Here is a 13,529-nt window from a genome sequence, read left to right on the forward strand (position 1 = left end):
GCGCTCACTGCACGAAGGTATTCACCAGCGTGCCGATGCCGGCGATCTCGATCTCGATGGTGTTGGTCGGCTCCTTCATGGTGCCGACCCCCACCGAGGTGCCGCAGGCGATCAGGTCGCCGGGGTTCAGGGTCATCTCCTTCGAGAGGAGCGACACCAGCAGCGCCGGCGGGAAGATCATGTCGGCGAGCGGGTAGTTCTGCCGCTCCTGCCCGTTGAGGATGGTGCGCACGCGCGCCGCGGCGGGGTCGAAATCCGTCACGATCCACGGACCGAACGGGCCGTAGCCGTCGATGCCCTTGGCCCGCGCCCACTGGGGGAAGGTCGGGTCGCGGTTGAGGATGTCGGCGGCGGTGATGTCGTTGACCACCGTGTAGCCGAAGATGCCGGCCGCGGCTTCCGCCTCGGAAACGTTGGTCAGCGTCGTGCCGATGACGATGCCCAGCTCGCCCTCATAGACCGTCTTGCCCTCATAAGAGGCCGGCCGGCGCACGACGGAGCCGGGCGCGGAGACGGAGGTGGTGGCCTTCAGCAGATAGAGCGGCTCGGCGGGCTCCGCCACCTTCAGCTTGGCCGCGAGCTCATGGAAGTTGTTCCACAGCGCGATGATCTTGGAGGGGGCGCAGGGCGCCTCCAGCGCCACATCGGCGAGCTTCACGGTCGCGCCGGTCGCGGTGGCGCCCGCGAACATGCAGCCCTCGTTCACGGCGATGGTGTCGCCCTGAAGCGTGCCAAAGCCAGTCTTTCCGTCGGCGGCGAAGCGCAGCCAGGTGGTCATGGGTGTTTCCTCTGGTGATTGTTTTAGAGCCTCTGGCTCACCGAGCCTGCCGTCATGGCCGGGCTTGTCCCGGCCATCCACGTGGCTCGGCCGGGAATTTTCCGCAGGTAAAGGCACAATCGGCCCGACGTGGATGCCCGGGACAAGCCCGGGCATGACGCCCGTTTGGGGGAACAGCGCCCCGCAAAGGAGCCGCAGCCGTCTCCCCTCAGCCCTTCAGCACGTCGACGAGGGTCTTGCCGAGGCGCGCCGGCGAGGGCGACACGCGGATGCCCGCCGCCTCCATGGCCGCGATCTTGTCCTCTGCGCCGCCCTTGCCGCCGGAGATGATGGCGCCGGCATGGCCCATGCGACGGCCGGGAGGGGCCGTGCGGCCGGCGATGAAGCCCACCATCGGCTTCTTGCGGCCTTGTCGAGCCTCGTCGGCGATGAACTGGGCCGCGTCCTCCTCGGCCGAACCGCCGATCTCGCCAATCATCACGATCGATTGGGTCTTGGGATCGGCGAGGAACATCTCCAGCACGTCGATGAATTCCGTGCCCTTCACCGGATCGCCGCCGATGCCCACCGCCGAGGTCTGGCCGAGGCCTTCCTGGGAGGTCTGGAACACGGCCTCATAGGTCAGCGTGCCGGAGCGCGAGACCACGCCCACGGACCCCGTCTTGAAGATGTTGGCGGGCATGATGCCGATCTTGGCCTGCCCTGCCGTCACGATGCCGGGGCAGTTCGGACCCACGAGGCGCGACTTGGAGCCGGAGAGCGCCCGCTTCACCTTCACCATGTCGAGCACGGGAATGCCCTCGGTGATGCAGACGATGAGCGGGATTTCCGCGTCGATCGCCTCAAGGATGGCATCGGCCGCGCCGGCCGGCGGCACGTAGATCACCGAGGCGTCGGCGCCGGTGGCTTCCTTCGCCTCCAGCACGGTGTCGAACACCGGCAGGCCGAGATGCACCGATCCGCCCTTCCCGGGGGAGGTGCCGCCCACCATCTTCGTCCCGTACATGATCGCCTGCTCGGCGTGGAACGTGCCGTTCTTTCCGGTGAAGCCCTGGGTGATGACCCGGGTGTTGGCGTCGATCAGCACGGACATCACGCAGCTTCCTTCTTCACGGCCGCGACGATCTTCTGCGCCGCATCGTCCAGATCATCAGCGGGGATCACGTTGAGCCCGGATTCGCGGATGATCTTCTTGCCCTCGTCCACGTTCGTGCCGGCGAGGCGCACCACCAGCGGCACCTTCAGCCCCACCTGCCGCACGGCGGCGATGACGCCCTCGGCGATCACGTCGCAGCGCATGATGCCGCCGAAGATGTTCACGAGGATGCCCTCGACATTCGGATCGGCGGTGATGATCTTGAAGGCCGCCGTCACCTTCTCTTTGGTGGCGCCGCCGCCCACGTCGAGGAAGTTGGCGGGCTCGCGGCCATAGAGCTTGATGATGTCCATGGTGGCCATGGCAAGGCCCGCGCCATTGACCATGCAGCCGATGGTGCCATCGAGCGCGATGTAGGAGAGATCGTAGCGCGAGGCCTCGATCTCCTTGAAATCCTCCTCGCTCTCGTCGCGCAGCTGGGCCACGTCCGAGTGGCGGAACAGCGCGTTGGAATCAAAGCCCACCTTGGCGTCGAGGCAGACGAGGCGCGCGTCCTTCGTCACCACCAGCGGGTTGATCTCCAGAAGGCTCATGTCCTTCTCGGTGAAGGCCTTGTAGAGGTTGGCGGTGAGCGCGCCGGCCTGCTTGGCGAGATCGCCGGTGAGGCCGAGGGCCTGCGCCACCTTGCGGCCGTGCAGGGGCTGCACGCCGGTGGCCGGGTCCACGGAGAAGGTGTGGATCTTCTCAGGCGTGGAATGCGCCACCTCCTCGATGTCCATGCCGCCTTCGGTGGAAACCACGAAGGCGACGCGCGAGGTCGCGCGGTCCACCAGCATGGAGAGATAGAATTCCTTGTCGATGAGCGCGCCTTCCTCGATGTAAAGGCGGTTCACCTGCTTGCCGTCCGCGCCGGTCTGCAGCGTCACGAGCGTATTGCCGAGCATCTCGGCAGCATTCGCCTTCACGTCGGCGGCGGTCTTCATAACGCGGACGCCACCCTTGGCGCCCTCGGGCAGCTCCTTGAACTTGCCCTTGCCGCGTCCGCCGGCATGGATCTGCGCCTTCACCACGAAGGCGATGCCGCCGAGCTTGCCGGCCGCGGCCTCGGCCTCTTCGGGGGTGAAGGCGGGAAAGCCGCGGGAGACCGGTACGCCGAAATCGCGGAGGATGGCCTTGGCCTGGTATTCATGAATGTTCATCGGGGTTTCCTCCCTCGTCGAGGGCCGCGTTTGCCGCGGCTCAAGGTGCGCTTTGGCTGCCCATTGCGACGAAAGTCGCAGTCTGCACCCAATCGCGCGCACGCTCCAGTGCGACACGACGCCAGTGGGGGCGTGGGGCCAGTGGGGCGCGAGGCGTGACGCACTCGGCGAGGTGAATTTTGCGGACCGTCCTTGCGGACGAAAGATCGCCTCTCCCCTCAGGGGCGGCGTGAAGCCGGCGGCCGGAGCGCTCAGCGCATCGGGCAAGGCCGGGAATGACAGGGATCATCCACGGGGACGATCCGACCTCGGACGCAATCAGTTTCGGCGTCATGGCCGGGCTTGTCCCGGCCATCCACGTGGGACGGCCGGGATCAGGTTTCGGAAGACTGCGCCATCGTCGCGACGTGGATGGCCGGGACAAGCCCGGCCATGACGTTCGCTGCGAGCCCGCGCAGGCTTCAATCCCTCAGATCAGACCACGCGACCTTCGTGCATGGACTTGATCTGCTCGGGGGAATAGCCGAGCTCCGCCAGCACCTCGTCGGTGTGCTCGCCGAGCAGCGGGGAGCCGGTGACTTCCACGCTCATGTCGGAGAACTTGATCGGGCTGCCGACGGTCAGATACTTGCCGCGCTGCTTGTGATCGACTTCCACGATGGTGCCGCTCTCGCGCAGGGACTTGTCCTCGGCGATCTCCTTCATGGTGAGCACCGGGGCGCAGGGGATGTCGAACTTGCGCAGGATGTCGACCGCCTCGAACTTGGTCTTGTCGGCGAGCCACGCCTCGATCACCGCGAAGATGTCGAAGATCTTGTCCTGGCGCGCGCGGGCGGTGTTGTAGGCGGGATCGTTGATCCACTCGGGCTTGCCGATGGCTTCCGCCACCTTGCCCCAGGCCTGCTCCTGCACGGTGAAGTAGATGTAGGCGTTGGGATCGGTCTCCCAGCCCTTGCACTTCAGCACCCAGCCGGGCTGGCCGCCGCCGCCCGCGTTGCCGCCGCGCGGAACCACGTCCGAGAACGTGCCGTGCGGGTACTGCGGGTACTCCTCGAGGTAGCCCACGCGGTCGAGGCGCTGCTGGTCGCGCAGCTTGACGCGGCAGAGGTTGATGACCGCATCCTGCATGGACACGGCGACCTTCTGGCCCTTGCCGGTCTTGTTGCGGGCGTGCAGCGCGGTGAGGATGCCGATGGCGAGGTGCATGCCGGTGTTCGAGTCACCGAGCGCCGCCGCGGACACGGTGGGGGGGCCGTCCCAGAAGCCGGTGGTGGAGGCCGCGCCGCCGGCGCACTGCGCCACGTTCTCGTAGACCTTCAGGTCTTCGTAGTGGTGGCCGTCGGAGAAGCCCTTCACCGAGGCGACGATCATGCCCGGGTTCAGCTCGTTGATGTGCTCCCAGGTAAAGCCCATGCGGTCGAGCGCGCCGGGGGCGAAGTTCTCGACGAGGACGTCGCTCTCCTTGATGAGCTTCGTCAGCACTTCCTTGCCTTCCTGGGTCTTGGTGTCCAGGGTCAGGGAGCGCTTGTTGGAGTTCAGCATGGTGAAGTACAGCGCGTCGGCATTGGAGATGTCGCGCAGCTGGTTGCGGGTCACGTCGCCCGAGCCGGGACGCTCCACCTTGATGACGTCCGCGCCGAACCAGGCGAGGAGCTGCGTGCAGGCGGGGCCGGCCTGAACGTGCGTGAAGTCGATGATCTTGATGCCTTCCAACGGCTTGCTGGTCATTTGCGTTCCCTTTTCAAAAACTGGTCTTCAACAGCGGGACGGCGTCACGCGAGGCATCCGCAGTCCCGAAACCTTCCGGCGTCACGGCACGGGGCCGCCGCCGGCTTCACCCGCCGGTTTGCCCGGTCTCTCATGCTTGGGATGCCGCCTTCATCTGCGTCTCGGCGTCCGCGAGGCGCTTGCGAAGGTCGCGCTCCTCCTTCCATCGCGCCGTCTCGTCCCGGATGACCGAGACGATGTGCGTGGGCACGCCCGCCTCGGACACGAGGAGGGCGACGGTGAAGGCGATGGACAAGGCGTGGCCGTCCTTGTGGATGGCCGGCACGCGCAAGAGCGTCGTCCCGTAGCGGGTGACGCCGGTGCGCATGGTCTCGTGATAGCCGTCCCAGTGCCGCTGGCGCTGGCGCTCCGGGATGATGATGTCGAGCGACTGCCCCATGGCTTCGTCGGGCGTGAAGCCGAACATGCGCTCGGCGGCCGGATTCCAGAGCGCGATGGCGCCGGCCTTGTCGCAGACCACGATGGCGTCCGCCACGGCATCCATCAGCTGAGCAAGATCGAGGGCCGCACTCATCACGTCTTCCTTTCGAACCTGTCACCTCCCGCCGTCGCCGGCGATGGGGCGGCCCCCTGAGGACCGCCGCCCCGAGGCGTAGCTGCTATTCCGCCGCCATGCGGCGGGGGGTGCCGATGGCGCCCGAGGCGCGCAGGGCGTCGATGCGGTCGGGGGCGAGGCCAAGCACGCCGGCGAGCACCTCCTCGGTGTGCTCCCCGAGCAGCGGCGAGCGCTCCACCTCGACCTGGTTGTCCGAGAGCTTGATGGGGTTGCCGACGGTCAGATACGTGCCGCGCATCGGGTGCTCCACCTCCACCAGCGTGCCGGTGGCGTAGAGCGACTGATCCTCGGCGATCTCCTTCATGGAGAGGATGGGACCGCAGGGGATGTCGTATTTGTTGAGGATCTCCATGGCCTCGAACTTGGTGTGGGCCATGGTCCACGCTTCGATGCGCGTGAAAATCTCGTTGAGGTGCGGCAGGCGCGCGGCCGGCGTCGCGTAGTTCGGGTCGGTCTTCCACTCGGGCTCGTGGATGACGTCGCAGATCTTCTCCCAGACCGGGGCCTGGGTGATGAAATAGATGTAGGCGTTGGGATCGTGCTCCCAGCCCTTGCAGCGCAGGATGCGCCCGGGCTGGCCGCCGCCGGAATCATTGCCGGCGCGGGGCACGCTGTCGCCGAACGGGATGCCTTCGCCGAACTGGCTGTATTCCTTGAGCGGGCCGTTGGCGAGGCGCTGCTGGTCGCGCAGCTTCACCCGGCAGAGGTTCAGCACCGCGTCCTGCATGGCGCACAGGACGCGCTGGCCGCGGCCGGTGTGCTCGCGCTGGAACAGCGCGGTGACGATGCCGAGCGCGAGGTGGAGGCCGGTGCCCGAGTCGCCGATCTGCGCGGCGCTGACCATGGGCAGGCTGTCGCGGAAGCCGGTGGTGGAGGCGGCGCCGCCCGCGCACTGAGCGACGTTCTCATACACCTTGCAATCCTCGAACGGACCGGGGCCGAAGCCCTTCACGGAGGCGAGGATAAGGCGCGGATTGATGGTGGAGAGGCGCTCCCAGGTGAGGCCCATGCGGTCGAGCGCGCCCGGCGCGAAATTCTCGACCAGCACGTCGCACTGGCGCACCAATTGCTCGAGGACGGCCTTGCCCTCGGGGTTCTTGGTGTCGAGGGTGATCGACCTCTTGTTCGAGTTGAGCATGGTGAAATAGAGGCTGTCGGCGCCGTCCACGTCGCGGAGCTGGCCGCGCGTCACGTCGCCCTCGCCGGGACGCTCCACCTTGATGACGTCCGCGCCGAACCAGGCGAGCAGCTGCGTGCAGCTCGGTCCGGACTGAACGTGGGTGAAGTCCAGGATGCGGACCCCCTCTAGTGCCTTGCCCATCGTATCCTCACAATTCCGCTCTGTTTTCGTTCCCGGTTTTACTTTTATTATTTTAGGTCGTCGGGTTGGGTGGCGGGACCTGAGGCCCCGCCGACCAGCCTTGCATCATGAGTGGCACCGGCTCATGCGCCGGGCGCCGCTCACTTCTTCTTCTTGACCACGCTCTGCGGGTTCAGCGAGCCGATGTTGCCGCTCTCGGAGCCGGCAGCCGGGTCGATTTCCGCATTGATGAGGGTGGGCTTGCCGCTATCCATGGCGGCGCTGACCGCGCGATAGAGCTCGTCGGGGGACGTGACGTTCACGCCCACGCCGCCGAAAGCTTCCATCATCTTGTCGTAGCGCGCGCCGGGGACGAACACCGTGGTGCCGGGATCACGCCCGGTGGGATCGGTGTCGGTGCCGCGGTAGATGCCGTTGTTGTTGAAGATCACGATGGTGACCGGCAGGTTGTAGCGGCAGATGGTCTCCACCTCCATGCCGGAGAAGCCGAAGGCGCTGTCGCCTTCCACCGCGAGAACCTTCTTGCCGCTCTCCACCGCCGCCGCGATGGCGAAGCCCATGCCGATGCCCATCACGCCCCAGGTGCCGACATCGAGGCGCTTGCGCGGCTCGTACATGTCGATGATGCCGCGGGCGAGGTCGAGGGTGTTGGCGCCCTCGTTCACCAGCAGGGCGTCGGGACGCTCCTTGATGACGTTCTTCAGCGCGCCGAGGGCCGAGTGGAAGTCCATGGGCACCGAGTTCTTCAGGAGCTTCGGCGCCATCTTGGCGATGTTGGCTTCCTTCTTGGTGCGGATGGTCTCGGTCCACTGGGCCGGGGGAACCTTCCAACTGCCGTCGAGGCGGGCGTTGAGCGCGGCGATCACCGAGCCGATGTCACCGACGAGGGGAGCCGCGATTTCGACGTTGGAGTCCATCTCCTTGGGCTCGATGTCCACCTGGATGAACTTCTTCGGGGCATCGCCCCAGGTCTTGCCCTTGCCGTGGGAGAGCAGCCAGTTGAGGCGGGCGCCCACGAGCAGCACCACGTCGGCATCCTTCAGCGCGGTGGAGCGCGCGGCGCCGGCGGACTGGGGATGGGTGTCCGGCAGCAGGCCCTTGGCCATGGACATGGGCAGGAAGGGAATGCCGCTCTTCTCGATGAAGGTGCGGATCTCGTCGTCGGCCTGCGCGTAGGCCGCGCCCTTGCCGAGGATGACGAGGGGACGCTCGGCGCCCTTGAGCAGCTCCATGGCGCGGTCCACCGCGGCCGGGGCCGGGATCTGCGCCGGGGCGGGATCGATCACCTTGACGAGGGACTTGGCGCCGGCCTCGGCATCCATCACCTGGCCGAAGAGCTTGGCCGGCAGGTCGAGATAGACGCCGCCGGGACGGCCCGACACGGCCGCGCGGATGGCGCGGGCGACGCCGATGCCGATGTCCGCCGCGTGCAGCACGCGGAAGGCGGCCTTGCACAGGGGCTTGGCGATGGCGAGCTGGTCCATCTCCTCATAGTCGCCCTGCTGGAGGTCGACGATCTCGCGCTCGGAGGAGCCGGAGATGAGGATCATCGGGAAGCAGTTGGTGGTGGCGTTCGCCAGCGCCGTCAGGCCGTTGAGGAAGCCGGGGGCCGACACGGTGAGGCAGATGCCGGGCTTCTTGGTGAGGAAGCCCGCAATCGCCGCCGCGTTGCCGGCATTCTGCTCGTGACGGAAGGAAATGACACGGATGCCCTCGGCCTGGCACATGCGGCCGAGATCGGTGATCGGGATGCCGGGCACGCCGTAGATCGTCTCGATGCCGTTCAGCTTCAGGGCATCGATGACGAGGTGGAAGCCGTCGGTGAGCTCACGCTCGGCCTCGGCGGCCGGGTCGATGTGCACCACGTTGTCTTCGATCTTGGACTTTTCCGCCGTAGCCATGAGGATCTCCTAGGGCGTCGTTCCGTGGCCTGTGACCGGCCTATTCGGGGAAGACGCCGTGCCGTTCCACATGAGCCGCAAGGCCCATGGTGTGTTCCCGCACCAGGCGCTCGGCGAGATCTGGGTCTCTTGTCTCGAGCGCATCGATGATCGCCATGTGTTCCCGCATGGAGATTTCGTGCCGGTTCTCCTGCCGCACCGAGACTGCGCGGATGGCGCGCATGTGCAGGAACAGGTTCTCCGTCATGTCCACGATCAGCCGGCACCCGCCCATGCGGATCACGGCCTGATGGAAGGCGATGTTCGCCTCCGAATACTCGTTCATGTGGCTGGCGAGGGGCTGCGCCTCGAACTCGTGGAACAGCCGGCGCAGGCCCGCAATCTCGCTGTCGGAGGCGTGGGTCGCGGCCAGGCGCGCCGCCATCGCCTCCAGCGCCGCCCAGACCACGATGAGGTCGAGGATCTCGCGCTTGGTCTTGCGCACCACGAAGATGCCGCGGCGCGGAACGGAGCGCACGAAGCCCTCCTGCTCCAGAACGGTCATGGCTTCGCGGATCGGGGTCCGCGAGACGCCCAGCGTCTCGGAGAGCTGGCGCTCGTCGAGACGGAATTCGGTGGTCGAGCCGTAGATGTCCATCTGCGTGATGGCGCGCTTCAGGGCTTCGTAGGCCAGCATGCGCAGGCTGGACGCGGCCTCCAGAGGCTCGACCTTGAGCTTCGGAGGATCAACGACCTCAAGCGCGGGCGTCTGATGCACGGGCGTCTGCACGACCTGGACTTCCTCTCCCTGGAAGCGGCCGCCTTCTGTCGAGGCGCTCCTCATCCGTGAAATACTGTATACGGTGTTCATTGCGCCATATCAATCCCGTCCGCCGGGAATTCGATTGCGCGTCGCAGCACGACCCAGGGTCAACGGCCCGGAAAAGCGATGCGGGCGGAGGCTGTTGTGCCATCGGCCTCGGTCTTTGTCCGAGGCCGAGAGGGCCACGCTCAGGCGCCGCGCGGGCTGGACCAAAGGCCCATGAGCCGGGCTCATTGGCCTTTGGTTATCCCGCCCGCCGTCTTTCACTCGGCGGCCGCCGCCTCTTTCCCGCCGTTGAGGCGGGCCATCACCTTGGACACCAGCGGCCACACCAGCATCACCAGCGCGAGGGTGACGATGGAGCCCACCAGCGGGTTGGACCAGAAGATGGAGAGGTGGCCCTGCGAGACCAGCATGGCCTGCCGGAAGGACGATTCGGCCATGTCGCCGAGCACCAGGGCCAGCACCAGCGGGGCCAGCGGATATTGGAGCTTCTTGAACAGGTAGCCGATGACGCCGAAGATCAGCATGACGGCGATGTCGAGCCCGGCATTGTGCACCGTGTAGGCACCCACCGCGCAGATCACGAGGATGATGGGCGCGATCACGCTGAACGGGATGCGCAGGATGGCCGCGAAGATCGGGACGGTGGTCAGCACCACGATCAGGCCGGCGATGTTGCCGAGGTAGATCGAGGCGATGAGGCCCCACACGAAGTCCTTCTGCTCCACGAACAGCAGCGGGCCGGGCTGGAGGCCCCAGATGAGCAGGCCGCCCAGCAGCACCGCCGCGGTGGGCGAGCCGGGAATGCCCAGGGTGAGCATGGGCAGCAGCGCCGAGGTGCCGGCGGCGTGGGCCGCCGTCTCCGGCATGATGACGCCTTCCAGCTCGCCCTTGCCGAAGTTGCGCCCGTTCTTGGAGAACTTCTTGGCGAGGCCGTAGCTCATGAAGGAGGCCGGCGTCGCGCCGCCGGGGGTCACGCCCATCCAGCAGCCGACGATGGCCGAGCGCAGAAGGCCCGCCCAGTATTTGGGGATCTGCGCCCAGGTGTGCAGCACCACCCTGGGATTGATGGAGGCGCTCTTGCCCTTGAAGGCGAGGCCTTCCTCCATGGTGAGCAGGATCTCGCCGACGCCGAACAGGCCGATGACCGCCACCAGGAAGTCGAAGCCGCGCAGCAGCTCCACCGAGCCGAAGGTCATGCGCAGCTGGCCCGTCACCGTGTCGATGCCCACCGCCGCGAGGGCGAAGCCGAGCATCATGGCCGCGATCACCTTGGCCGGCGGCTCCTTACCCATGCCGACGAACGAGCAGAAGGTGAGGAGGTAGACGGCGAAGAACTCGGCCGGGCCGAACTGCAGCGCGAACTTGGCGATGACCGGCGCGAGGAAGGTGATGAGCAGCACGGCGAAGAAGGCGCCGATGAAGGAGCCGGTGAAGGCCCCCGTCAGCGCCTCGCCGGCCTTCCCCTTCTGGGCCATGGGATGCCCGTCGAAGGTGGTGGCCACGCTCCAGGGCTCGCCGGGAATGTTGAACAGGATGGAGGTGATGGCGCCGCCGAACAGGGCTCCCCAATAGATGGAGGAGAGCATGATGATCGCCGACACCGGCGACATGGAGAAGGTGAGCGGCAGCAGGATGGCGACGCCGTTGGCGCCGCCCAGCCCCGGCAGCACGCCGATGAGGACGCCGAGCGAGATGCCGACGAACATGTAGACGATGTTCATGGGGTCGGCGAGGACACCGAACCCTCCGATGAGTGACGTGAGCGCTTCCACGGGGTCCTCCGTTGCGCCCCCCGGCCGCTTCTGTGGCGGCTCGCGCGGGGTCGGGCGCGTTGCCTGTTGTGCGTCGATGGTCTCGAAAAGATGGATGGGCGTCGGATCGCCCGTGGGTCCGCCGGGCGGGGCCGGGCGGAGATCGTCTGTCGCCTCCCGCGGCCCCGGAGGCGGGGCGCGCGGGCGGGACCGCGGCGCGGGGCGCCGGCGGTCAGTAGCCGAGCGCGGTCTCGAGCGGGCCCTTGGGCAGCGGCACCAGGAACCAGATCTCGAACATGACGAAGAGGGCGAGCGGCACGCCCACGGCGACGGGGATGATCTTCGCCACCGGGTATTTGCCGAGCCACCACATGAAGAAGGCGATGAACACCGCCGACGCGAGATAGATTCCGACGAGGAAGATCAGCCCCACATAGACCGTCGTCGGGATCAGCACCTGCATCACCGAGACGAGCTGGGAGCGATCGACGAAGTTTCCGAGATCCGGATGGCGGCTCACCAGCGCCGTCACCAGCGTGACGGTGGAAGCGATGAACATGATGAGGCCGACATAGAAGGGGAAGTAGCCGGCCTGCGGGCCATCCGAGGCCCAGCGCGCGCCCACGCGCCAGCTGTCGGACATGACGAGGGCCGCGAGGGCCATGAAGATCAGCGCCACCGCCGCGTCCATGGTGCGGTTGGTGACGGTCTTCTCATTGTGCGCGGTGGGGGCGGAGTGTCCGCTTTCAGTGCTCATGGGATCAGATCCTTGAAGCGCCCCGCCGGTCAGGCATCCGTCTCAGGCTTCGTGCGGGGCTTCAAAACGGGGCCGGTCACGGCCGGGGCGCACGACGGTCGCGTTCCGCGCGGCGTCCCGGATGGGCTTCCCAGATCGGCGCACAGGGTCGGCGGCCGGCCCAGCCCCGCCGTCGTGCGGCGAAGCCTCTGCCGTCCCTGCCCTTCCGGCGCCCGCGGCTCTGCGGCCACACGGCACCGGCGCCGCGAACCTCGTCGCCTATTTGGCGACGAAGCCCGCCTTCTCCATGAGGTCCTTGTGCGTGGCCTCGGCCTTGGTGAGCCAGGCCGAATATTCAGGACCGCTCAGGGCCGTGGTGTTGAAGGCCCCCTTCTGCATGAATTCCTGCCACTCGGGAGTGGCGCGGACCTTCTTGAACAGCTCGACGAAGTAATCGACCTGATCCTTGCTGGCATTCGGCGGCATGAGGATGCCGCGCAGCATCAGATATTCGATGTCGAGGCCGGATTCCTTGCAGGTGGGGATGTCCGCCCAGGACTTGCCGTTGGCGATGGGCTCCTTGTAGGGCAGCCGCTGGTAGTCGAACACGCAGAGCGGCTTCAGCTCGCCCGCGCGCCACTGGGACACCGCCTCGATGGGGTTGTTGACCGAGGCGGTCACATGGCCGCCGACGAGCTGGGCCGCGACGTCGCCGCCGCCCTTGTAGGGCACGTAGATGAACTTGGCGCCGGTCTTCTGCTCGATGGCGGCGGTGATGATCTGGTCTTCCTGCTTGGAGCCGGTGCCGCCCATCTTGAAGGTCTGGTCGCCCGAGGCGGCCTTGAGCGCGGCGAGGAAGCCCTTCACGTCGTCATAGGGCGCCTTGGCGTTCACCCACAGCACGAACTCGTCGAGCGCCAGCATGGAGACCGGGGTCATGTCCTTCCAGGAGAAGGGCACGCCGGTGGCGAGCGGGGTGGTGAAGAGATTCGAGAGCGAGATGATGATCTTGTGGGGGTTCCGGTTGGAGCCCTTCACGTCGAGGAAGCCCTCGGCGCCGGCGCCGCCGGACTTGTTGATGACGACGAGCGGCTGGCTCATCAGATTGTTCTTCTGGACGATACCCTGGATCATCCGCGCCATCTGGTCGGCGCCGCCGCCGGTGCCGGCGGGAACGATGAATTCCACGGTCTTGGTGGGCTCCCAGGCCGCATGGGCCCAGGACGGCATAACGGCCGGCGCGAGCGCCGTCGTGACCGCGAGCGCAGCCGCACCTCTCCTGACGATCTTGGCGATTGCCGAATGCATCTGATTTTTCCTCCCCACGTCCGCGTTCTTTTTGGTGCGGATCGCAATTCCAGAGCTTCAATCAACCGACGCCTGTTGCGCCGGGCAAGGTCCCGAAAACACTTCTGTTCGTCGAACCCCCGGGCTTAGCCTCTATGGAGCAGACGAAAACGGGACTTCAGCCTGTTTTACATCGCGCATCTTCACCAATACGCGATTTATGCCGGCAATTTAGTTGGCGTTCCCACCGTTGCCGTTACGGCGGCTTGGCAAGAGTATAGACCAAGGGAGGGGTGTCAATTGGAATT

At 66.6% G+C, this 13,529-nt stretch carries 11 protein-coding genes; all 11 read right to left on the reverse strand.

Annotated features, from left to right (window positions below; genetic code table 11):
- Nucleotides 1–4: 4 nt before the first annotated feature.
- The 11 genes from V5F74_RS05990 to V5F74_RS06040 all read right to left on the reverse strand — a co-directional run bounded on the left by V5F74_RS05990 (nucleotide 5) and on the right by V5F74_RS06040 (nucleotide 13,242).
- Nucleotides 5–778, reverse strand: coding sequence for a fumarylacetoacetate hydrolase family protein (locus V5F74_RS05990; RefSeq protein ID WP_394006835.1), 774 nt, complete (start codon nucleotides 776–778; stop codon nucleotides 5–7).
- Nucleotides 779–986: 208 nt separating this feature from the next.
- Nucleotides 987–1,871 carry a succinate--CoA ligase subunit alpha gene (gene sucD, locus V5F74_RS05995; RefSeq protein ID WP_394006837.1) on the reverse strand — a complete coding sequence of 295 codons (885 nt, stop codon included), beginning with the start codon at nucleotides 1,869–1,871 and terminating at the stop codon, nucleotides 987–989.
- Complete coding sequence (gene sucC, locus V5F74_RS06000; protein ID WP_394006839.1) at nucleotides 1,871–3,073, reverse strand: ADP-forming succinate--CoA ligase subunit beta; 1,203 nt, start codon at nucleotides 3,071–3,073, stop codon at nucleotides 1,871–1,873. The genes sucD and sucC overlap by 1 nt, the downstream gene beginning before the upstream one ends.
- 474 nt (nucleotides 3,074–3,547) lie before the next feature.
- On the reverse strand, nucleotides 3,548–4,801 hold the full coding sequence (frc, locus tag V5F74_RS06005) for a formyl-CoA transferase (protein ID WP_168459886.1): 1,254 nt from the start codon (nucleotides 4,799–4,801) through the stop codon (nucleotides 3,548–3,550).
- Nucleotides 4,802–4,931: 130 nt separating this feature from the next.
- Nucleotides 4,932–5,375: a PAS domain-containing protein gene (locus V5F74_RS06010; RefSeq protein ID WP_250167176.1), complete on the reverse strand. Its 444-nt coding sequence runs from the start codon at nucleotides 5,373–5,375 to the stop codon at nucleotides 4,932–4,934.
- An 85-nt stretch (nucleotides 5,376–5,460) separates the two neighbouring features.
- The gene (gene frc, locus V5F74_RS06015; RefSeq protein ID WP_029555271.1) at nucleotides 5,461–6,738 is read right to left on the reverse strand and encodes a formyl-CoA transferase; all 1,278 of its coding nucleotides are present in this window, start codon (nucleotides 6,736–6,738) and stop codon (nucleotides 5,461–5,463) included.
- 140 nt (nucleotides 6,739–6,878) lie between these two features.
- Nucleotides 6,879–8,639 carry an oxalyl-CoA decarboxylase gene (gene oxc, locus V5F74_RS06020; RefSeq protein ID WP_051678746.1) on the reverse strand — a complete coding sequence of 587 codons (1,761 nt, stop codon included), beginning with the start codon at nucleotides 8,637–8,639 and terminating at the stop codon, nucleotides 6,879–6,881.
- Between the two features lie 40 nt (nucleotides 8,640–8,679).
- On the reverse strand, nucleotides 8,680–9,315 hold the full coding sequence (locus tag V5F74_RS06025) for a GntR family transcriptional regulator (protein WP_051679355.1): 636 nt from the start codon (nucleotides 9,313–9,315) through the stop codon (nucleotides 8,680–8,682).
- 389 nt (nucleotides 9,316–9,704) lie between these two features.
- Nucleotides 9,705–11,219 (reverse strand): tripartite tricarboxylate transporter permease, encoded by a 1,515-nt coding sequence (locus V5F74_RS06030; protein WP_024280342.1) that lies wholly within the window; start codon nucleotides 11,217–11,219, stop codon nucleotides 9,705–9,707.
- Between the two features lie 211 nt (nucleotides 11,220–11,430).
- Complete coding sequence (locus V5F74_RS06035; protein WP_029555274.1) at nucleotides 11,431–11,955, reverse strand: tripartite tricarboxylate transporter TctB family protein; 525 nt, start codon at nucleotides 11,953–11,955, stop codon at nucleotides 11,431–11,433.
- A 258-nt stretch (nucleotides 11,956–12,213) separates the two neighbouring features.
- A complete protein-coding gene (locus V5F74_RS06040; RefSeq protein WP_250167174.1) occupies nucleotides 12,214–13,242 on the reverse strand; it encodes a Bug family tripartite tricarboxylate transporter substrate binding protein in 1,029 nt (342 codons plus the stop codon).
- Between the last annotated feature and the right edge of the window lie 287 nt (nucleotides 13,243–13,529).

It is taken from the genome of Xanthobacter aminoxidans (assembly GCF_043193615.1).
Taxonomy (GTDB): domain Bacteria; phylum Pseudomonadota; class Alphaproteobacteria; order Rhizobiales; family Xanthobacteraceae; genus Xanthobacter; species Xanthobacter aminoxidans.

Excerpts from the sequence above, each read along its gene's own strand:
- V5F74_RS06010 (WP_250167176.1), bottom strand. The coding sequence starts at position 5,375 with ATGAGTGCGGCCCTCGATCTTGCTCAGCTGATGGATGCCGTGGCGGAC.
- V5F74_RS05990 (WP_394006835.1), bottom strand. The coding sequence starts at position 778 with ATGACCACCTGGCTGCGCTTCGCCGCCGACGGAAAGACTGGCTTTGGC.
- frc (WP_029555271.1), bottom strand. The coding sequence starts at position 6,738 with ATGGGCAAGGCACTAGAGGGGGTCCGCATCCTGGACTTCACCCACGTT.
- V5F74_RS06025 (WP_051679355.1), bottom strand. The coding sequence starts at position 9,315 with ATGCTGGCCTACGAAGCCCTGAAGCGCGCCATCACGCAGATGGACATC.
- oxc (WP_051678746.1), bottom strand. The coding sequence starts at position 8,639 with ATGGCTACGGCGGAAAAGTCCAAGATCGAAGACAACGTGGTGCACATC.
- V5F74_RS06035 (WP_029555274.1), bottom strand. The coding sequence starts at position 11,955 with ATGAGCACTGAAAGCGGACACTCCGCCCCCACCGCGCACAATGAGAAG.
- sucD (WP_394006837.1), bottom strand. The coding sequence starts at position 1,871 with ATGTCCGTGCTGATCGACGCCAACACCCGGGTCATCACCCAGGGCTTC.
- sucC (WP_394006839.1), bottom strand. The coding sequence starts at position 3,073 with ATGAACATTCATGAATACCAGGCCAAGGCCATCCTCCGCGATTTCGGC.
- frc (WP_168459886.1), bottom strand. The coding sequence starts at position 4,801 with ATGACCAGCAAGCCGTTGGAAGGCATCAAGATCATCGACTTCACGCAC.
- V5F74_RS06040 (WP_250167174.1), bottom strand. The coding sequence starts at position 13,242 with ATGCATTCGGCAATCGCCAAGATCGTCAGGAGAGGTGCGGCTGCGCTC.